Genomic DNA, 20,838 nt, shown 5'->3' with positions numbered 1-20,838 from the left:
CTTATTTTAAATGCCGGCTTAAAGGCACCACCGTAAAAGCCGGATCATTTTCAATAATTTTAGATAATACTGCTGCATGGCGTTGCCCCATTATAACTAGTATGCGCTTACCCTTTGTAGCCTGCTGTACACTTAAAATGTTGCTGAATATTTTAAGCTCGCGGTTGTAAAAAATGGAGATATATTCGGCTCCAATAAATTTTTTATCTACGTGCGCGCTGTCAACTGAGGCATCAAGCTTACCAAAGGCTCCGTTGGTAACTCTGGCTGGATTGATGAATAACGTGTAATATGTGAGTGCATAAGTATCGGGCGAGTTTAGCTTAAGCAGGTATTGCTTTAAATTGATAACGTTATCTTTCAACTGCTTATCAACCGAACGCCCGAAATTTGAAAAGGCCGATAAACCTTCACCAAAAAATTGTAAGCCTTCTCCCTCCTTAATTAACCGTGTTGAAAGGCCGTTATAATAATCAACACCAAATACATGGTTAAGCCCCGAAGCTTTGGCAAGGTTAAAGCCAAACTGGTAAGCCTCGGCCCGGCCATAATTGAGTTGATTAAAGTTAAGTTTGCCGGCTTTAAATAAATTATACAAGCTGTCAACGGTGTGTTGTTCGGCAGGTTCGCATTCAATTAAAACCAGGTCGGGTTTGTAAAGTGCCAGCTGGCGGTTTATTTCAGTAACATCTTTTTGACGATCAGAGCTGAATAAATCAGTAGAAGGTGCTTGTTTGTAAAAAGCCTCCTGCCCAAAGTGGGTGCAACCCAAAAACATAATATTGGTTTTGGCATTAGTAGAGGTGGCTTGCCCTTTCACAACAGCCGGAATGGATGAGCAAAGGAGTATAGCTAAACGTAAAAGTTTCATTGTTGTATTTTTAGAAGAATAGAGCAATAATTACAAAGGTTGTTACAAACCAAAATTGATTAAATTAATTGCATATTTAACGCAATGTATATAAAAGTGCATAGAGTTTTATGGCTGTTATTTGTCGTATTCTTGGGGGCATGTAAACCAAGGGATAATACCTCAAACAAAACCATATTTAATATAAACCTCGATCAAGGTCTTAGCTCTATGGATCCGGCTTTTGCGCGTAATCAAAACGCTTTATGGATAGACAACCAGCTTTACAACGGCTTGGTGCAAATTGATGATAGCCTGCATATAAAGCCATGTATAGCTAAAAAATGGGAGCTATCGCCCAATGGTTTGCTTTATACCTTTCACCTGCGCAGGGATGTGTACTTTCATGATGATGCTCAGTTTGCAGCAGGTAAGGGTCGCCGAGCAACCGCTGCAGACTTTGTATACAGTTTTGGCAGATTGATTGATCCTAAAGTTGCATCATCAGGCTCGTGGATATTTAGTGATAAAGTAAAAGGAAAGGAATCTTTTATTGCGCTTAATGATACCACATTTCAAATAAAACTAAAGCAGCCGTTTCCGCCTATGTTGAGTTTACTTACCGCGCAGTATTGTTCGGTTGTTGCGCGTGAGGTTGTTGAGCATTACGGAAAAGACTTTCGCAGCCACCCGGTTGGCACAGGCCCCTTTAAATTTAAGTATTGGAAAGAAGGTGAGGTGCTGGCGCTTCTTAAAAATGAAAGCTATTGGGAAACAGGTGTACATGGCGAGCGCCTGCCGCATTTAGATGCTATAAGGTCTACCTTTATAAGCGATAAGCAAACGGCTTTTATGGAGTTCATCAAGCAAAAGCTCGATTTTTTTAATGGTATTGATGGTAGCTATCGCGATGATATACTCACTAAAAGCGGACGGATTACCAGCAAATACCGCGGGCGCTTTAAAATGTATACAGGCCCGTTTTTAAATACAGAATATCTGGGCATTTTAATAGATACCAATATCAGCATTGTTAAGCAATCGCCGCTTAAAATGCTGAAGGTACGGCAAGCTATAAATTATGGCATCAATAAAGCGCGCATGGTTAAGTACTTGCGCAATAGTACAGGTGCCCCGGGCTATGCAGGGTTCATTCCACAAGGAATGCCCGGTTATGATAGCACAGTAGTGCATGGCTATCATTACAACCCCGAAAAGGCTAAGCGTTTACTGGCAGAAGCAGGTTTTGCTAACGGTAAAAACCTGCCCGAGGTGGTGCTGAGTACAACAACAAGTTATCGCGATTTAATAGAATATATTCAGGGCGAGTTACAGCAAATTGGTATACGTACCAGGGTTGAATTGGTGCAGGGTGCAAGCTTGCGAGAATTGATAGCAAAAAACGGGGTAAACTTTTTCCGTGCCTCCTGGATAGCCGATTATCCTGATGCCGAAAATTATCTTTCAGTTTTTTACGGTAAAAACAAGATTCCTTTTGGGCCAAATTACACCGGCTTTCATAATAATAAGTTTGATGCTTTGTTTGAACAGGCATACAATATTGCCGATGACCGGCAACGCTTTAAGCTGTATCAACAAATGGACAACCTGGTAATGCAACAGGCACCGGTAGTAATTCTTTATTACGATAAGCTGGTAAACTTATATCAAAATAACATTACCGGGTACCATATTAACGCACAAAACCTACTGGTTTTAAAGGACGTGATGAAGAAATAGATTGAGCTTTTAATATATTATACATTTCAACTGCGCTCAAACAACTTTAACAATTATAAATGGCATCTCAAAAAAAAATACCTCACCCTTTAGCTATTTTAATGGCGGTGGTTGTGCTCGCTGCTATTGCTACGTGGCTTGTGCCTGCAGGCAAATTTGACACGCTTAGTTATGCCGACAATTCTTTTACATTAACCAACAGTAACAAAGCAATTGCATTACCTGCCACACAAAAAACATTAGATAGCCTGCACATAAGCGCACCACTGAGTGCTTTTGAGCAGGGAACTATACGTAAGCCGGTGTCAGTGCCTGGTACTTATCACAAACTTCCGCAAAACGGCAGAGGTTTGCTCAGTATTGTGCAAGCGCCTATACAGGGTATTTATGATACCATTGACATTATTCTATTCATACTTCTTATTGGCGGTTTTATAGAAGTGTTTAACGCAACAGGAGCGTTAGAAGCCGGCTTAAAATCATTATCTGTGAAAATGAAAGGGCGCGAGGGCTGGCTTATTATCATGCTAACTTTTTTGCTTGCTTTTGGCGGGGCATCGTTTGGTATGGCCGAGGAAGGCTTTGCCTTTTACCCGGTGCTGGTACCATTGTTTTTGGCGGCAGGTTATGATTTATTGGTGCCGGTAGCTGTTATTTTTGGGGGTACGCAGTTGGGTACACTGTCTTCGTTTTCTAACCCTTTCTCAACTATAATAGCATCAAACGCTTGCGGTATAAGTTGGACTGACGGCATCAGCGGAAGGCTTGCGATGTTTGTGGTGTCGGGCGGCATTTACATCATTTATCTTTTAAGGTATGCTCAAAAAGTCAAAGCAAACCCTGCCGCTTCACTGGTGCTTAAATTTGATGGTATAGTTAACAGCCCTTTTCCGCAGCTAAATGTATCACGTGGTGAAAGTAAGCTTCAGGGAAAAAACATTGTTTTGCTGGTAGTTTTCTTTTTGGCCTTTGCCATTATGATAACCGGGGTTATAAAGCTGGGCTGGTGGCTGCCCGAAATGACGGCAGTCTTTTTGGTGGCTTCATTAGTTATAGGAGTTATACAGCGCATGCCGCAGGAAGTATTTATTAAAACCTTTATAAAGGGGGCAGAGGCTTTACTAGGCGTGGCGTTTATCATAGGTACGGCACGTGGGGTAACCGCTATTTTAGAAAGCGGCAATATAAGTGATACCATTGTTTATGAAGCATCGCGCCTTATAAGTGGCATGCCATCAGGCGTGTTCATTGTTCTGCTGCTGCTCATGTTTTGTGTATTTACTTTGTTTATTGCCAGTACATCGGGTATGGGGGTAGTAACCATGCCTATAATTGGAGCGCTGGCAACCGCAGCCCATATACCCGGACGTGATATTGTAAACAGTTATCTTTTTGGTATGGGTATAATGGGTTTTTTAACACCAACAGGCTTGTTGCTACCGTCACTTGCGCTTGTGGGGATAGGAGTTAAAACATGGTTCAAATTCATATGGCCTGTTCTTGCTATTTTGATGTTAGTATGTGTAATTTACCTAATAGTTGGGGTATAGTTGATGTTAATTTTATTTATTATTAGTTAACTTTAGTGATTGTTGGTATGGTGATTGCTTAATGTATACTATGAATTTGAACAGCAAACCCGTATCTCCCAAATTACATGCAATTCTCGACTACGCATTGGTAGGCTCATTATTTGTATTGCCATCATTGCTCAAGATGAATAAAAAGGCGGTGAAAGTATACGTTGCCGAAGCTGCCGTTTTGTTGCCCTACGTGGCTTTAACCAGGCAGCCCCTTGCAATTAAAGATGTCATTCCGTTTAAAACGCACGGCAAAGTTGATTTATTCAATGTAGCTCAGTTTGCCATTCAAAGTTTTATGCCTGCGTTTAAAAATCGGCGTAAAGAGCTGCTGTTTAATATTGCGTTTACTGCAATTGCAGGAGCTACAGTTTTACTTACCGATTGGAAGTCTGGTAAGTAAGTGTTAACATCAGGATTATAGGTTAGTTACCTTTTCGGCGGCGTAAATTCCGGCGTCTTTGTCGTAACTCGCGCTTGTTTTGGCGTCTTTTTTTATCAAGCTTGCGTTGAACAATCATTTGCTTAACATGCTTTTCAGTTGCTGCATCATACCCAACGCTGGCCTTTATACCCTGTGCAAGGGTTTTCATTACAGCTTTAAAAAACGGAGTATCAGGTTCGCGAACATAGCGCACATTAACCGAACGGGGTACAGCGCCTAAGAACTCCGGGTTATTTCGCTTCACAATTAAGGCATTAGCCATTAGTGATACCAGCATACGGTGCTTGTAATTTCCGGCTGCACTATCAACTTTAAGTAAATGCACCTTCAGGTCATGGTAATGCAGCGCAACTTTTCCCCATGATACATTTTTGTTTGCCTGTATGTCAAAATCCATATGATCAAGCCATCCGGAGGTTATCTTTATCAACGCAAAGGGCATGGTGGCTTTATTCAGCCGGTCAAGATCTATATTACCTATCCAGCCCTTGTAGCTGTAACTTTTTGCCGAATCGGTAAGGTTAAATTTGATGTTGGCATGTAGGGGGGCGCTATCCATTAACCTGGTAGTTACTTCAATGCGCATGGTATCACGTGCGGCATTGGCTCTAGCATTATTGGTTATATTATATATGCTGCCGCTTGTACCGTTAAATGATACCGAACCCTGTTTGCGCGATCTACGTCCGTAACCCTTGTAGGTGATGTTAATGTTGCGTAGTTCAACAGTATCAAGCGTAAAACTATTGGGTATACGCTGCAAGGCAACGTTAGGAAAACTTTGAAGCCTGTTTCCTTTTGGTACTGGTAAGCCACGGTTGGCAAAAACAACAAAGTTGCCGCGGTTAAGCAACAGGTTTGATCCGTAGACTATCCTGAACTTGTTGAATTTTTTTAAGCTGAAATCGTTCAACTGTAATGTATCAGTATCAAACTGGTAATAGGTACGTACACCCTTTTTTATAAAAGCCGAATCAACTGCTGGTACTATACCAACCCCGGTGGCCAGTAATTTTGAGGTAAGTGTTGAATAGTTAAGCTGCTTCAATTTAAGTCGGTAAAGACTATCACGCCCCAGCGGCTGATTGATGTTATTAAGTTCAATTTGAAGTTCTTTGAAGTAGTAAAACCGGGTAGAATCGTGCTGGGTGAGTGAGTCAATGCGTAGTTCGTTTCCTGTTAAATTTACTTCCTTTATGGCCGATATTTTAAGCGTATTGCCAGAGCGGTCATTATATGTAAAATCAACATCATTTAACATTACCTGTTTAATATGTACAGATTTAAGCATAGGGCTGATGCGCTGCCACGCAGTTATTTGATTTTTTTCAACTGTATCCCGGCCCCTTACTTGTCTATAATGAACCTGCAATGTTGGTTTGCTTATTACAATCTGGCCAATCTCCAGTTTGTGATCATAATACATCAAAAACGGATGGATATGCTTAAATACAATACGTTTTACCTTTAGTGTGTACAGGTTGTTAGGGGCGGTACCTTGCTTTAACTTACGGTTGTAAACCTTAATGTTAGGCTTGAGGGTGAGATTAAAAATAACCAGTTTACCCTGAACTATGTGTAAATCGGCATCTGTAAAATCGGCTGTATATAAACTATCAGATGCCACTAAAATAGTGCTGCGTACTTTTCCGGCTAAAATTGGTGACCAATACCTGTTAACAAAAAATGCTATTACGGTTATTAAAACAGCCAGTGCTATCAATACAGTTATAAGTATCTTTTTTACGCGATTTTTAATTACGGCTGTCATCAGGGATTTAAGAGTACTACAACTTTCTGCATTGCTGAGAGAGTTGACTTCACAAAATAAAGATTTTGAACCGTATGCTAAAGCTCAGATTCAAATTATTGACGGAATAAGTTTATAAATAGTTACAGCGCATATCCTTCAAAGGTCAAATTTTATATTGTGCTGCCAATCTGTCACGGTATTGTTTTAAATTATGTAGTTTTGCAGTCCAAAAAGTTTTACTAATGATGGATTTGCTTATTCCGGATAAAACACATGATGAAAGCAGGCAAGGTGAGGCATTAATGCTGGAGCAAACCCCTGATAAATATAACGGCCGTAAACTGTACATTGAAAGTTATGGTTGCGCCATGAATTTTTCAGACAGTGAAATTGTTGCTTCTATTTTGCTTGAACGGGGTTTTGAAACTACAAAGGATTTTAACAATGCCGATGTGATTTTCATTAACACCTGTTCAATACGTGAAAATGCCGAGCAGCGTGTTCGCAACCGCCTTAGAGAATTTACTATTGCCAAGGTTAAAAACCCAGGCATGATAGTAGGAGTGCTGGGCTGTATGGCCGAACGCTTGAAAGCAAAGTTTTTAGAAGAAGAAAAACTGGTTGACGTAGTTGTAGGCCCTGATGCCTACCGCGATTTACCTAATTTAATTGATAAGGTTGATGATGGCCAAAAGGCTGTAAACGTGCTTCTCTCTCGCGAGGAAACGTATGCCGACATTAACCCGGTGCGTTTGAACAGTAACGGTATCAACGCTTTTGTATCAATTATGCGTGGCTGTGATAATATGTGCTCTTTCTGCGTGGTGCCTTTTACCCGTGGCCGTGAGCGTAGCCGCGATCCTTTTTCTATTGTAAAAGAATGTACCGACTTGTTTAATCAAGGCTATCGCGAGGTTACCTTGTTAGGGCAAAACGTGGATTCGTACAAATGGAAACCAGAGCCAACCGAAAGTGAAGAAATATCATTAAGCGAAATAAAAGGTGCAAACTTTGCCAACCTGCTTGAGATGGTAGCACAGATAAGCCCTGAGCTTCGTATTCGTTTTTCAACATCGCATCCTAAGGATATTACCGATGAGGTATTATATACCATGGCTAAGCACGATAACATTTGCAAGTATATTCACTTGCCGGTACAATCGGGTAATAGCCGCGTATTGGACATCATGAACCGTACTTATGATCGCGAGTGGTATATGAACCGTGTAGAAGCTATTCGCCGTATTATACCGGGATGTGCCATATCAACCGACGTAATTGCCGGTTTTTGTACCGAAACTGAGGAAGAGCACCAGGACACCCTGAGCATGATGGACTTTGTACAGTATGATTATGCTTACATGTTTATGTACTCTGAGCGTCCGGGTACGTTAGCTGCCAAGCGTTTTACTGATGATATCCCTGATGCGGTGAAAAATCGTCGTCTCAAAGAAATTGTAGTTAAACAGCAGCAGCACTCACACCTGCGTTTACAGGAAAAAGTAGGTAAAGTGCAACGCGTGCTTATTGAGGGTTTCTCAAAAAAATCAAACCTTGATTATTGCGGCCGTGCTGATAATAATGCTATGGTAGTTTTTCCGGTAAGCGAGGATTACAAGCCAGGTCAATATGTAAATGTTTTAGTTGACCGCTGCACAACAGCTACGTTGCTGGGAACGGTGGTTTAAATAGAGCCAAGAACCAAGAAACAAGAGCCAAGATAGAAGTAAGAGAATCTGAATCGTTGATGAAGCACAACTTTAAGAATTTAAAGGTTTGGCAAAAGGCTTTAGATTTGACCGACTTAACTTACAGCTATTGTAAAGGTTTGCCTGCTGATGAACGCTTTAATTTAATCGATCAAATAAATCGAGCCTCTTGTTCAATTCCTTCAAACATTGCCGAAGGGTCGGGCAAAAGGACCAATATTCATACAGCAGAATTTTTGTCAACTGCGTTAACATCTTCTTACGAATTAGAAACACAACTGTTGATTTGCAGAAGAAGGTTGTATGGCAACGTTGCTGAATTAAAGCAATGTCTCAACATGGTTGAGGAAGTTCAGAAAATGATATTCGCATTTAGAGAACATGTACTAACACGGCCAAATGACCATTGATCTTGGTTCCTGGCTCTTAGCTCTTGTCTCTGTATTCTATCTTATGAACGTACAAGAAATTAAACAACGCTTTGGTATCATCGGCAATTCGCCGTTGTTAAACCGGGCTATAAATATTGCTAACCAGGTAGCACCTACCGATATCTCAGTATTGGTAACCGGAGAGAGTGGTAGCGGTAAGGAAGCGTTTTCGCAAATTATCCACCAGTTGAGTCCGCGCAAGCATGGGCCTTTCATTGCCGTAAACTGTGGTGCCATACCCGAGGGGACTATAGACTCAGAACTGTTTGGGCATGAAAAAGGTGCCTACACCGGTGCCGTTGGTGAGCGTAAAGGTTATTTTGAAACAGTTAACGGCGGTACCATTTTTTTAGATGAGATAGGTGAGATGCCTTTAGGCACGCAGGCGCGCTTACTACGTGTGCTGGAGTCGGGGCAATTCATCCGTGTAGGTTCATCAAAAGTTGAGAAAACCAATGTACGTGTAATTGCAGCTACTAACGTAGATGTTTACGAGGCGGTTAAGGCAGGCAAGTTTCGCGAAGACTTGTATTACCGCTTAAATACCGTGCCTTTGCGCATACCGCCACTACGTGATCGTAAGGAAGATATTTACCTTTTGTTCCGTAAATTCTCGGCCGATTTTACCGATAAATACCGTAGCCCTGCCATACAATTAGATGAAGGTGCGCAGCAGGTACTTAGCAATTACTCCTGGCCGGGTAACGTTCGTCAGCTCAAAAATGTGGCCGAGCAGCTGGCAGTTTTGGAGCGCGACCGTATCATTACTGCCGAGATATTGTTGACCTACATGCCACAGGAAGCCGGCCGTAGTAACCTGCCAATGCGTTTGGACAGCCAGCCCCGCGAAGATTTTTCGGAGCGCGATATATTATATAAGGTGCTTTTTGATATGAAGCGCGATATGAACGAGCTTAAAAAGCTGGTTGCCGAAATAATTGAGCATGGAGGCGTGCCGGTTAATTACAATAATCCGCAAACGCTCAATTACCTTCATCATGAAATTGATTTACCCATAAGGCAGCAAGACACACAATTTACTATTCAGCCGCCCGTTGTTAATCCGGTTACGCATCATAATGAGGCTGTATTTACACCACATGCCGAAGAAGTAGAAGAATCATTATCATTGGTTGAAAAAGAATCGGACATGATACGCAAGGCTTTAAAAAAGCATAAAGGAAAGCGTAAACTGGCAGCCAACGAGTTAGGAATATCTGAGCGTACACTTTACCGTAAAATTAAAGAACTCGATTTATAACAATGAAGAAAGTACTGTGCTTTGTGATGGTAATGTCGGCTATGGTGTGGTCATCATGTTCGGTTACCTTAAGCGGAGCTTCCATTCCGGTTGATATGAAAACCATAAACGTGGCTTTCTTTGAAAATAATGCACCGCTTGTTGTAAATAACCTAAGCACACTATTCACCGAGGCTTTAAAAGATCGTATACGCTCGCAAAGCCGTTTAAGCATTGTGCGGGGTGAAGCAGATGCAACTTTGGAAGGAACCATTACAGGGTTTAATTATGCTCCGGTATCAATACAGGCTACAAACGGAAATCAAGCGCCTATAGCTACGGCAACACGTTTAACCATTACCGTAAGCGTCAAGTACGTTAACTTTAAGGATAAAAAAAAATCGCCCGACTTTGAACAAACATTTTCTCGTTATACCGACTTTACCGGGGATATTAATTCCAACGAACAACGTTTAATACCAATAATTAATCAGCAGCTTACAGAAGATATTTTCAACAAAGCTTTTGCAAACTGGTAATCAATTTAGTAGTTTAAGCCACGTGCAACACGATACCACTCATCCAAACCAGCTTTTGAAACAGGTACTTTCGAGCCCTGTAACTTTAAGTGAAGAGCATATAAGCAATTTACAAACGCTGCTGTACAGCTTTCCGCAATGCGGTGCACTGTATGCCATTCAGGCGCGGTCTGGCTCAGCCCAGCATCTTAACGCGGCGGCAGCACGTTTCAGTAACAGCAGCATACTTCAAAAAATTGTTCAACAGCCGCAACTGCTTGCAACTGTATCTCCATCGCAAATTATTTATAAAACCCGTAAGGTTAAAGAGCAAGCTCAGCCAAGCGAGGTAGTTGAACAAGCAGGCAATACTGTCTTGAATCCCGCAGTTGAAACACCGCAGGTAATACCTGCAGTTAAAGTGACGGTTGAGGAAGTTAAAATTAATGCTGAGGAAGTTTACGAAGCATATGAAGAGCCAGTACATCCTATATCAGAGCCCATCGAGGAAGCTGCTGATTTAAAGGTTACGGTAGCAGAAGAGGTTACTGATTCTGCTGTTACGCATGGGCCTTTGCCTGAAACGCAAAAGCTTATTATTGAAAATATAGCAACTACCGACTACTTTGTATTTGACAGGGCCTTTGTTGAGCGTGATGAACAAAGCCCTGCTGCAGTGCAACCCGATGACGTATCTCCGCAAGAACCTGCACCTGTGCATCAGGCCGATGTGCCGCCGGTTACAGAGGAAAAAAAGGTTACCCGTTATCACGATGATAAAATGCCTTACAGCTTTATGTGGTGGTTAGATAAAACCCGCAATAAGCACAGCGGCATATACCAGCCTTTTGCAGCGCCTTCTTCTCACCTTACCGATAGGCAGCCGCCTTTACCCATACCGGTAGAAAGCGTGCCGCATGAGGTGCTTGACACGAGAAAAAAGGAAGAGGAACTGGTAGACAGGTTTATACAGGAAGATCCGCAGATTAAGCCACCAAGCAGTGATAAACTCGATAATGAGAACAAAGCACGCCAAAGTGCCGAAGACCAGGAAGAGTTAATAACTGAAACCCTGGCACGCATTTACGCCGATCAGATGTTATATTCCAAAGCAATAGCGGCTTATAAAATTTTAATGTTGAAAAATCCGGAAAAAAGACGTTACTTTGCAAGCCAAATTGAAATTTTAGAAAAGAAAATTAATTAACATACAAAATGTACTTAGTATTAATCATCGTTGCCATCCTGGTTTGCATTTTATTAGGCGTTATTGTGTTGGTGCAAAATCCTAAAGGCGGCGGTTTGTCATCAAACTTTTCAAGCTCATCGCAATTATTGGGTGTGCAAAAAACAGGTGATATCCTTGAAAAGGGAACCTGGATTTTAGCTATCACTTTAATGGTATTATCATTAGCTATCAACGTAGCTATCAAAAGCGGAACTGGCGCAGGTTCATCTGAATACCAGGAGCAGATTCAAAAAGCTTCTAAGCCAAGTGCCCCGGTAAGCAGTACATCTCCGCTTAGCGTGCCGGCCAAACCTACTGATACAGCTGCAAAGAAATAAGTAACATTAATATAATATTTAAAAGCCCCGCATTACCCGGGGCTTTTTTAGTTTTGGGCCTATCTGCCAACCTGACATTTGTCATTTGCACGTAACTGCAAAGGATATAAAGCTGCAGGTGGTAGGTGGTTAAATTTTCTGCCAATAAAACAGCAATTTTCTGCCAGCAAGGTATTGGCATAGTAAATGATAAAAAGCAAGCAAACATTTAAACCATATAAATTAAAGTTTCATATGTCATTAAACATTAAACCTATTGGCGACAGAGTAGTAGTAGAAGCTGCTCCAGCCGAAGAAAAGACTGCGTCTGGTATCTTCATTCCTGACACTGCAAAAGAAAAACCTCAACAAGGTACCGTAGTGGCTGTAGGTGACGGTAAAAAAGATGAGCCTATGACTGTTAAAGTAGGTGATAAAGTTTTATACAGCAAATATGGTGGTACTGAAATCACCATCGACGGTAAAGAGTACCTGATGATGCGCGAATCAGATATCTACGGTATACTATAAGCAAGGATTGATAAATTACAGATAAAGGTGAAGGAGTAAATCCGGATTTCATTTCGGTATTACTAATTCACACATTCAAAAAATTATTCATTTAAAAGAAATGGCAAAACAAGTTAAATACAACGTTGAAGCACGCGACGCACTAAAACGCGGTGTGGATATTTTAGCTAACGCAGTTAAAGTTACTTTAGGTCCTAAAGGCCGTAACGTTATTATCGATAAAAAATTTGGCTCACCAGCTATCACTAAAGACGGTGTTACTGTAGCTAAAGAAATTGAATTAAAAGATGCCCTAGAAAACATGGGTGCTCAAATGGTTAAAGAAGTAGCCTCTAAAACTGCTGATATTGCAGGTGACGGTACTACTACTGCAACCGTTTTAGCTCAGGCTATTGTTACTGCTGGTATTAAAAACGTTGCTGCCGGTGCAAACCCAATGGATTTGAAACGTGGTATTGACAAAGCTGTTGCTGCTGTTGTGGCTAACCTTAAGGTACAATCACAAGCAGTAGGTGAGGACAATAATAAAATTAAACAAGTTGCTACCATTTCGGCTAACAACGATGAGGTTATTGGTACCCTGATTGCTGATGCAATGGGTAAAGTAGGTAAAGACGGTGTTATTACCGTTGAAGAAGCAAAAGGTACTGAAACTGAAGTGAAAACTGTAGAAGGTATGCAGTTTGACCGTGGTTACCTTTCTCCATACTTTGTAACCAATGCTGATAAAATGGAAGCGGAGTTAGACAATCCTTACATCCTGATCTACGACAAGAAGATCTCTTCGATGAAAGAATTGTTACCGGTATTAGAAAAACAAGTACAAACCGGTAAACCATTGGTTATTATTTCAGAAGACTTAGACGGTGAAGCTTTAGCTACATTGGTAGTTAACAAAATCCGTGGTTCACTGAAAGTTGCTGCTGTTAAAGCTCCTGGCTTTGGTGATCGTCGTAAAGCTATGTTAGAAGACATTGCTATCTTAACCGGTGGTACTGTAATTTCTGAAGAGCGTGGTTACAAATTAGAGAATGCTGATTTAACCTACTTAGGTACTGCTGAAAAAGTAGTTATTGATAAAGACAATACTACCATCATTAATGGTTTTGGCGATGCAGAAGGCATCAAAGCCCGCGTTAACCAAATCAAAGCTCAAATTGAAACCACTACATCTGATTACGATAAAGAAAAATTGCAAGAGCGTTTAGCTAAGTTATCAGGTGGTGTTGCTGTATTATATGTTGGTGCAGCTACCGAGGTTGAAATGAAAGAGAAAAAAGACCGTGTTGATGATGCTTTACACGCAACCCGCGCTGCCGTTGAAGAAGGCATCGTAGCTGGTGGTGGTGTAGCTTTCATTCGTGCAGTTGCATCATTAGGTGATTTGCAAGGTGAAAACGAAGACGAGAAAACCGGTATTCAGATTGTAAAACGTGCTATTGAAGAGCCTTTACGTCAAATTTGCGAAAACGCTGGTATCGAAGGCTCAATTGTAGTGCAAAAAGTTAAAGAAGGTACTGCCGACTTTGGTTACAATGCACGTGCCGACCGTTACGAAAACTTAATTGGTGCAGGTGTAATTGACCCTACTAAAGTATCACGCGTGGCTTTAGAAAATGCTGCTTCAATTTCATCAATGTTGTTAACCACCGAGTGTGTGTTAGCTGATGATCCTGAAGATGCTCCTGCTGGTGCAGGTGCCCCTCCAATGGGTGGTATGGGCGGTATGATGTAATATCATAACGTACTGTATAATACATATCTTAGAAACCCTGTCTGAAATTTCAGACAGGGTTTCTGGCTTTAAAGCCAGTCCTAACATGCAGAATCCTCGATTTTACGTTGTTCTGTTAATCAAATGATTAACTAATGACACCATTTATACTTAGCCATATTAATTTTGTATGAAATAATACAAACGCTTGTTTGCAGGCACATCATTTGCAAGTTGCGGTTAATATGAAACAGATGACCTTAAATAAGAGAGTTTTACGAGCGAGGATTTTTGAGTGGGTGATGGTTAAAGGTCCTGAATTATTTGTGAGTTTGATGTCGTAAGTGTAACATTGCTGATTATTTAATCAGTTAAATGTATACCCTGCTAATTGCTCAAACAGAAGTAGTTCCCTCCATCAGCGATTTATATAATAACGCCTATCATTGGGTTATCAAGAGCGGCCCAAAAGTAGTTATAGGAATAATACTTTTCTTCATTGGCTTATGGCTAATCCGACAGCTCCGTAAATGGATGACCCGCCGGATGGCAAGTAAGCAAATCCACTCTTCCTTACAACCATTTTTTCTGAGTTTAACTATTACAGGCCTGCATATGGTGCTTGTTGTAGTGGTTATGGAAATTATGGGGCTCGAGCTCACCATATTTACGGCCATTTTAAGTGCGGCTACTGTTGCAGCAGGTTTAGCTTTATCAGGCACTTTACAAAACTTTGCAGGCGGGGTTATGATATTGTTGCTTAAGCCTTTTGATATAGGTGATAATATAATAGCGCAGGGACAAAATGGCAAGGTTACTTCCATACAGGTTTTCTATACCGTTGTACTTACGTTTGATAACAAAACAGTTATTATTCCAAACGGCAAGCTGTTTAATGAAGTTATTACCAATGTATCGCGCGAAGGTAAGCGGCGTTTAGATGTTGACTTTAAGCTGGGCTTTGTTGCCGATCATGACTTAGTGGTTAACATTATTAAGCAGGCGATTGCACAAACTCCCGGAATTTTGAGCGAGCCGGCTCCACTAGCAAGTGTTTGGCAAATTGAGTTTGATGGCGTTAAGTATACCTCTAGGGTGTGGGTACAGGCGTCAGAATATACCAGCGCACAAATGGGGCTTACCAAACGAATTATGGACGGCTTGAAAAGTGCCGGCGTTAAATTGCCCGGAACCTGATAAGTTATAAACGCTACGTAAATTCAAGCTCTGCCGTTTCGCTTAAACATTCTTATTTAATTATTTGGTGGCTTTTGGTTAAACACCATGTGCTATTCGTAAATTTGTATTAGTATGCAAAGAGAGCAAATTTCGGTATTTGATATTTTTAAAATAGGCATAGGTCCTTCAAGCTCACACACATTAGGGCCTTGGCGTGCTGCGCAGCAGTTTGTTCAAATATTAAACGGTCAAAATGCTCTGGTTGATGTAGTGCAAATTAAAATTTTACTCTACGGCTCTTTAGCTAAAACAGGTAAAGGGCATGGTACCGATATTGCAATTTTGCTAGGGCTTAGCGGACATGACCCGGTTACTTTTGCTGTTGACCGCTTAGATGCTACCATTGAAGATATTCATACAACCCACCAGCTTAATGTAGGTGGCATGCATACGGTTAGTTTTGATAGTGACGACGACTTGCTTTTTTTATACACGCAAAGCTTACCTTATCATCCAAATGCAGTTACTTTTCAGGCTTTTTTAAGTTCAGGAAAAGCAATTACAGAAACTTACTATTCTATTGGTGGCGGGTTTGTTGTAAAGGAAGGTGCAGAAAGCAATTGCAGTACTGAGGTTGACTTACCATTCCCTATAGATACGGCTAATGACTTGCTTCACTGGTGCCGCAAAACAGGTTTAAAAATCTCGGAAGTGGTAATGGAGAACGAACTGGCTTGGCGTACCGAGAGTAAAACCCGTGAAGGGGTGATGCAAATATTCAGGGTAATACGCGAGTGTGTTTACCGCGGTTGCCATACTACTGGTTATCTTCCGGGTGGATTAAATGTGGCGCGCAGGGCTGCAGGGCTTAACCGCAGACTTACCGGCGACAGGAGCTACCATAACTTTAATGAATGGGTGGATGCTGTTCGTGCTACGGGCAATGGTTTTCAAAATATTTTAGATTGGGTGAGCTGTTTTGCCCTGTCTGTAAATGAAGAAAATGCATCCTTTGGACGTGTAGTTACTGCACCAACTAACGGCGCTGCCGGCGTTATACCCGCAGTACTAATGTACTTTATAGCATTTTGCGATGGTTATAGTGATGACCGTATATTGCAATTCATACTAACAGCTTCTGAAGTTGGCAGTATATTTAAGAAGGGAGCAACCATATCGGCAGCTATGGGTGGTTGCCAGGCCGAAATCGGTGTATCATCAGCTATGGCTGCAGCTGCTTTAACTGAGTGCCTGGGCGGCTCGCAACGGCAAGTGCTTATGGCTGCAGAAATTGCTATGGAGCACCACCTTGGCCTCACTTGTGACCCAATAGGCGGACTTGTACAGGTTCCTTGCATTGAGCGCAATACCATGGGCGCTATAAAAGCCATAACTGCATCGCAGCTGGCCCTGCAAACCAACCCTGACAATGCTAAGGTGAGCCTGGATGCCGTAGTTAAAACCATGTGGCAAACAGCCTTGGATATGAATTCAAAGTATAAGGAAACGTCTGATGGCGGGCTTGCCATCAATATACCAATAAGTTTGCCTGAGTGTTAGGGAGAGAATATATTTTCGCTTACACTAAATTCTGTAGATCCTGAAAAATCCTATAGTTCCGGTTCTGAAGTTAGTCAACCGAAACAGTTAACCCTTCTTGCTGCAAAATTTTGCGGTAAACTTCCATTTCGGTGAAAGAGCCTTCTAATACGGCACATTTGCCCTCGTTGTGTACCTTCCAGGCAATTTTTTCAGATTGCGACTCCGAGTAGTCCAGGTATTTCATCATGCAGTAAATCACATGATCAAAAGTGTTCACATCATCGTTCCATAAAATAAGGCGATGCATTTCTTTAAGGCTCGCCAGTATCTCTTCAAGCGTCAGCGTTTCTTCCTGTACTTCGGTTGGCATATTACAGCAAAGATACTATAAACGTTAAATTAATTAAAGAAAAGCTTTTTCAATGCTTTTTTAGTTGCATTCCTAACACGGTGGTTTAACACATTTTAACTTTTAGTATGGCTTATTATGCATAAAATCGTAATGTGAAAAACAGCTGTATAATTACTCTAAAATTGAGTGTTACCCTATTGGTTTTACTTTCGTCAACGGTTGTGCAAAAAGTAAATGCACAAAGTTTAAGCTTAAAATGTACCGTTGTTGATAGTGTTACCAAAGAGCCTTTGCCCTATACATCATATAGTTTAAAAAAGCAAAAAGGTATTTTGGTAACAGATGCCAAGGGCCATTTTGAATTAGTGCTAAGTAAAACAATACAACATGATACGCTGATATTTACCTACAGCGCTTACAAGGAAGTGCAAATACCTGTTTTGAAATTAAAGGCAAACGATGTTATATTGTTGCCTCCCAAAGGAAGATTGCTTAAAGCAGTTATAGTTAAAAACAAAACGGCAAAAGAAGATTCGTTGGCCATGCGAAAGGAGTTTGCCAAAGATTTTGTGTTTACCAAGCCCAAGGTGATTGACGCTTTCAGTCTTACATCAATCAACTTTGATATATTATATGCATCATTATCAAAAAAGAACAAACAACGGAAAAAGCTGCGAGCAATATTAGAGCGTGATGAGCTTGATAATTACGTTGATAGTAGGTTTAACCGCCGTAACATATTAAGATTGGTTAAGATTGATAGCGTACAGTTGCGCACCTTCATGATCAGGCACAGGCCTTCATACACTAATCTTAAAAAGTTAACCGATTATGAACTGTTTGAATACATAAAGCAGGCTGCGGTTACCGACAGCCTGCCGTTGCAGCATAATTAACAGTTATTCAACCTTATAACGGAACACTGTACGGCCCAAGTAACCATCATCATTTATACCTTCAACAACTACACGGTAAGTGCCCTTGCTACCGGCATTGAAATACTCAAATGATGCATTGCCATCTTTACTGGTTATCAGGCTTGATTCCCAGTGTATGGTAGTCCGTAAGTCGGCAATTGCGGTATTAGTTTTTGGGTCGTCATACTTAGGGGCGTAAAACTGCCTTGCAGTATAAAATCCTTTTGGGGTATAAGTCATAATACCCGGCGAGTAAATTTGCGAGGCATCATAATTATATTCACCACCTCTTTTAGTGTTTATAATTAATACACCACCACTTCCACGACCACCATATATTGCAGTGTTACCAATTGTGCGCAGTACTTCAACGCTGGCCACATTCATAGGCGGTATGGTTGAAAGGAAGTCACTTTCCACATAAATACCGTCGACAATAAGTTGCATAGGCTGATTTTGGCTGCGCGTTGAATAGGGTATGCCACCCCTGAATATTACACCAAGCAGGCGTCCCTGTAAACATTGGTCAATGGTAACGCAGCCTAATTTATCCAACACATCGCTTGTTATTACCTGGTCGGCGTTACCGGCACCGTTTAAGTTTGCCGAATTTGCCAGGGCCGGGTTTTTCTTCTTTTCGGTTACGGTGACCTCTTTAAGCATAATGGTGTGGTTACCTATGCCATATTTGGCCTCCTCATCATATTGAGCTTTGCTGTTTTTAAGATAAGTAAGCAACGCAGCCGAACTGTTAACCTGTACGTCAGGCATTGATTTGTTTTTTACAGTTGTAGGTAGCGGCATTTTATCGAGCACTATGTCAACATTTTTTCCGCCTTTTGCCGTGCGTGCCTGCAGTACAAACTTTATACTGTCTTTAAACACCATATTTTTGAAGGCAAAACGGCCTTGAGCATCAGCAACAGTATCAATAATGAAGGTGCCACCGGCGGTGGTAAATAGTGTGATTTTACCGTTAGGCACTGGTTTGCCGCCTGATGTTTTGATGCTTCCCGCTATTTGCAAGGTTTTTTCGGGCTGATATTTAATTGTTGGAAACTGCCCGGCCAACAAAGCTTTCCACTCAAACCTGCGGTAACCTTGCGTAAGCATCAATATGTCAAGGTCTGCTGCAGTGGTTGCGTTTACATCAGTAAAATAGTAGTTAGGCTGCTCTATATACCCTTTTAAATCTGACGTTAAAAGAATTTGAGACAGTATGCCCGATTCGTCTGCATCTTTCACAGGTACTTTCGATTCATCAATAACCGCTGCCGAAAATGCCCCTAAAGCAGGTTTGTCATCATTAGTTTTGGCAGCAATGTTGATTTTTACTTTTTCACGTGGGGCAAACGCTGTTTTATTCGCCGACACGCCGACTTTCAAAATATCAGTTTGGTGCTGAATAAAAACGATACGTTCATTAATTGGCTGCCCGCTTGCATCAAACAGGGTAAACTGCGCAATACCCGACGGAAATTTATTTTTAGCAACCTGGGCACCAAAATTTATTGAGCCATTGGTGTTTTTTGCAGCATAGCAAACTACACCGCCCGACTGGCCTATCACATAGGTGCTTTTGCCGGTCATACTACTACTACCAATTATTTTTATACTGATGTTTTGCGCATCAGTATTGTTCACCAGCATTACGTAACCATCATTCTGGCTTGCCGGAAGATTAACCGTGTTTTGAGAACCGTCAGGATAAGTAAGGCTGGCCTTATAGGTTTTGCCACTTTCAGGCGTAAAGGCAAAGCTTCCCATGCCTAAGTGTTTAGTGGTAATTTCGGCAACTTCCTTGTTTGTGTTGTCAATAACCTTTCCTTTTACTTCAACACCTAAGCCGTTAGCGCCAACCGCCTTAAAAGCTACCCTTGAGCGTATTCCGTTTACCAGGTAGCCACTCTCAGGAAAGAACTGCACATCGGCTAACCCCGATGTTGTTGTAAGATTTATTGTTTTAGAAACGGTTTTCTTATCAGCAACCTTAATATCAGTAGTGATTTTACCCGAAGTTACCGGGGCGGATGTTGCATTGATAAAGCTGATGGACAGATTACCTTTGGTGTCTGTTGTGCCTTTGCCCTTCAGTATCTGTTTGTCATTTATCCTTACATTATAATTGACTTCATTGCCGGCAAAAGGCGCCTTATCCAAATTGCTGAAATTAATTACAGCATCAACCTTTTGACCGTTATTAAGCTTTGAATAGGTATAACTTGCCTGTGTAAATACTGTGTTGGTGGCTGCATTGCCAATGGCTATGTTTTTTTGAAAGAAATACTCTTCGCCCGCATTACGCATCCAGTTGGTGTAAGCACGTATACGGTAATTGCCTTCTTGCAGGGTATCGCTTAAGGCAAAATCTCCCCAGGCAACACCGCTGGTAACCGGCAGCTTTACCCATTGTTTAACCGAGTCGCGCTCGTCAATTAATTCAACATTTAATGCACCGCTTAATGCCGATAGCTGATGTTTGCCGCCAACGGTTACATAGGCTTTAAACCAAATGTTATCACCAACGCCGTAATATGGCTTGTCAAGCTGCAAATACACCTTTTCAAAAGGTGCATCTGAACTCCATTTTTCCAGGGCTGATGCAATTTTTTGTATCGGGTCGTCGTCAAGCTTTACAAAGGCTGTAGCTATCAAAGTAACCAGAATGACCAGAAAGCCGGCGACAGGTTTTTTAAGGTTCATATAAAAAGGCAGATGTTTTTTATTGAAATAAATGTACGCAAAACATTAACATATAGGCAATAACCTAACGTATTACAAATTAGTTTCGC

At 41.3% G+C, this 20,838-nt stretch carries 18 protein-coding genes; 14 read left to right on the top strand and 4 right to left on the bottom strand.

Features of this window, described 5'->3' with window-relative positions:
- Window position 1 precedes the first annotated feature (1 nt).
- The gene (locus GO816_RS04085; RefSeq protein ID WP_157540060.1) at window positions 2–871 is read right to left on the bottom strand and encodes a DUF5694 domain-containing protein; all 870 of its coding nucleotides are present in this window, start codon (window positions 869–871) and stop codon (window positions 2–4) included.
- 210 nt (window positions 872–1,081) lie between these two features.
- Here GO816_RS04085 and GO816_RS04080 point away from each other — a divergent pair, with 210 nt between their 5' ends.
- From GO816_RS04080 to GO816_RS04070, 3 genes are all read left to right on the top strand, one after another.
- A complete protein-coding gene (locus tag GO816_RS04080; RefSeq protein WP_232336480.1) occupies window positions 1,082–2,590 on the top strand; it encodes an ABC transporter substrate-binding protein in 1,509 nt (502 codons plus the stop codon).
- A gap of 59 nt (window positions 2,591–2,649) precedes the next feature.
- Window positions 2,650–4,140 (top strand): YfcC family protein, encoded by a 1,491-nt coding sequence (locus GO816_RS04075; RefSeq protein ID WP_157540058.1) that lies wholly within the window; start codon window positions 2,650–2,652, stop codon window positions 4,138–4,140.
- A gap of 70 nt (window positions 4,141–4,210) precedes the next feature.
- Window positions 4,211–4,573 carry a hypothetical protein gene (locus GO816_RS04070; RefSeq protein ID WP_157540057.1) on the top strand — a complete coding sequence of 121 codons (363 nt, stop codon included), beginning with the start codon at window positions 4,211–4,213 and terminating at the stop codon, window positions 4,571–4,573.
- A 22-nt stretch (window positions 4,574–4,595) separates the two neighbouring features.
- Here the strand turns inward: GO816_RS04070 and GO816_RS04065 are convergent, their stop codons facing one another.
- Window positions 4,596–6,386, bottom strand: a complete 1,791-nt coding sequence (locus GO816_RS04065) for a hypothetical protein (protein ID WP_157540056.1) — start codon at window positions 6,384–6,386, stop codon at window positions 4,596–4,598.
- Window positions 6,387–6,610: 224 nt separating this feature from the next.
- Between GO816_RS04065 and miaB the strand changes: the two genes are divergently transcribed.
- The 10 genes from miaB to GO816_RS04015 all read left to right on the top strand — a co-directional run bounded on the left by miaB (window position 6,611) and on the right by GO816_RS04015 (window position 16,795).
- Entirely contained in the window at window positions 6,611–8,056 is a 1,446-nt protein-coding gene (miaB, locus tag GO816_RS04060; RefSeq protein WP_157540055.1) for a tRNA (N6-isopentenyl adenosine(37)-C2)-methylthiotransferase MiaB, read from the top strand.
- 59 nt (window positions 8,057–8,115) lie between these two features.
- The gene (locus GO816_RS04055) at window positions 8,116–8,487 is read left to right on the top strand and encodes a four helix bundle protein (RefSeq protein WP_157540054.1); all 372 of its coding nucleotides are present in this window, start codon (window positions 8,116–8,118) and stop codon (window positions 8,485–8,487) included.
- Between the two features lie 43 nt (window positions 8,488–8,530).
- A complete protein-coding gene (locus tag GO816_RS04050; protein WP_157540053.1) occupies window positions 8,531–9,769 on the top strand; it encodes a sigma-54 interaction domain-containing protein in 1,239 nt (412 codons plus the stop codon).
- Window positions 9,770–9,771: 2 nt separating this feature from the next.
- Window positions 9,772–10,287: an LptE family protein gene (locus tag GO816_RS04045; protein ID WP_157540052.1), complete on the top strand. Its 516-nt coding sequence runs from the start codon at window positions 9,772–9,774 to the stop codon at window positions 10,285–10,287.
- A gap of 22 nt (window positions 10,288–10,309) precedes the next feature.
- Window positions 10,310–11,473: a hypothetical protein gene (locus tag GO816_RS04040; protein ID WP_157540051.1), complete on the top strand. Its 1,164-nt coding sequence runs from the start codon at window positions 10,310–10,312 to the stop codon at window positions 11,471–11,473.
- 8 nt (window positions 11,474–11,481) lie between these two features.
- Window positions 11,482–11,832 (top strand): preprotein translocase subunit SecG, encoded by a 351-nt coding sequence (secG, locus tag GO816_RS04035; protein ID WP_157540050.1) that lies wholly within the window; start codon window positions 11,482–11,484, stop codon window positions 11,830–11,832.
- A 234-nt stretch (window positions 11,833–12,066) separates the two neighbouring features.
- Window positions 12,067–12,342 carry a co-chaperone GroES gene (locus GO816_RS04030; RefSeq protein WP_157540049.1) on the top strand — a complete coding sequence of 92 codons (276 nt, stop codon included), beginning with the start codon at window positions 12,067–12,069 and terminating at the stop codon, window positions 12,340–12,342.
- A gap of 100 nt (window positions 12,343–12,442) precedes the next feature.
- Window positions 12,443–14,077 carry a chaperonin GroEL gene (gene groL, locus GO816_RS04025; protein ID WP_157540048.1) on the top strand — a complete coding sequence of 545 codons (1,635 nt, stop codon included), beginning with the start codon at window positions 12,443–12,445 and terminating at the stop codon, window positions 14,075–14,077.
- Between the two features lie 354 nt (window positions 14,078–14,431).
- A complete protein-coding gene (locus GO816_RS04020) occupies window positions 14,432–15,253 on the top strand; it encodes a mechanosensitive ion channel family protein (RefSeq protein WP_157540047.1) in 822 nt (273 codons plus the stop codon).
- A 114-nt stretch (window positions 15,254–15,367) separates the two neighbouring features.
- Window positions 15,368–16,795, top strand: coding sequence for an L-serine ammonia-lyase (locus tag GO816_RS04015; protein WP_157540046.1), 1,428 nt, complete (start codon window positions 15,368–15,370; stop codon window positions 16,793–16,795).
- Between the two features lie 70 nt (window positions 16,796–16,865).
- Here the strand turns inward: GO816_RS04015 and GO816_RS04010 are convergent, their stop codons facing one another.
- Entirely contained in the window at window positions 16,866–17,147 is a 282-nt protein-coding gene (locus GO816_RS04010) for an ATP-dependent Clp protease adaptor ClpS (protein WP_157540045.1), read from the bottom strand.
- Window positions 17,148–17,311: 164 nt separating this feature from the next.
- Between GO816_RS04010 and GO816_RS04005 the strand changes: the two genes are divergently transcribed.
- The gene (locus GO816_RS04005) at window positions 17,312–18,025 is read left to right on the top strand and encodes a peptidase associated/transthyretin-like domain-containing protein (protein WP_157540044.1); all 714 of its coding nucleotides are present in this window, start codon (window positions 17,312–17,314) and stop codon (window positions 18,023–18,025) included.
- 3 nt (window positions 18,026–18,028) lie between these two features.
- Here the strand turns inward: GO816_RS04005 and GO816_RS04000 are convergent, their stop codons facing one another.
- On the bottom strand, window positions 18,029–20,749 hold the full coding sequence (locus GO816_RS04000) for a carboxypeptidase-like regulatory domain-containing protein (protein WP_157540043.1): 2,721 nt from the start codon (window positions 20,747–20,749) through the stop codon (window positions 18,029–18,031).
- Window positions 20,750–20,838: the final 89 nt, after the last annotated feature.

The sequence above is a fragment of the Mucilaginibacter aquatilis genome (assembly GCF_009755275.1).
Classification (GTDB): domain Bacteria; phylum Bacteroidota; class Bacteroidia; order Sphingobacteriales; family Sphingobacteriaceae; genus Mucilaginibacter; species Mucilaginibacter aquatilis.
This window is presented reverse-complemented; position numbering and strand designations above follow the sequence as displayed.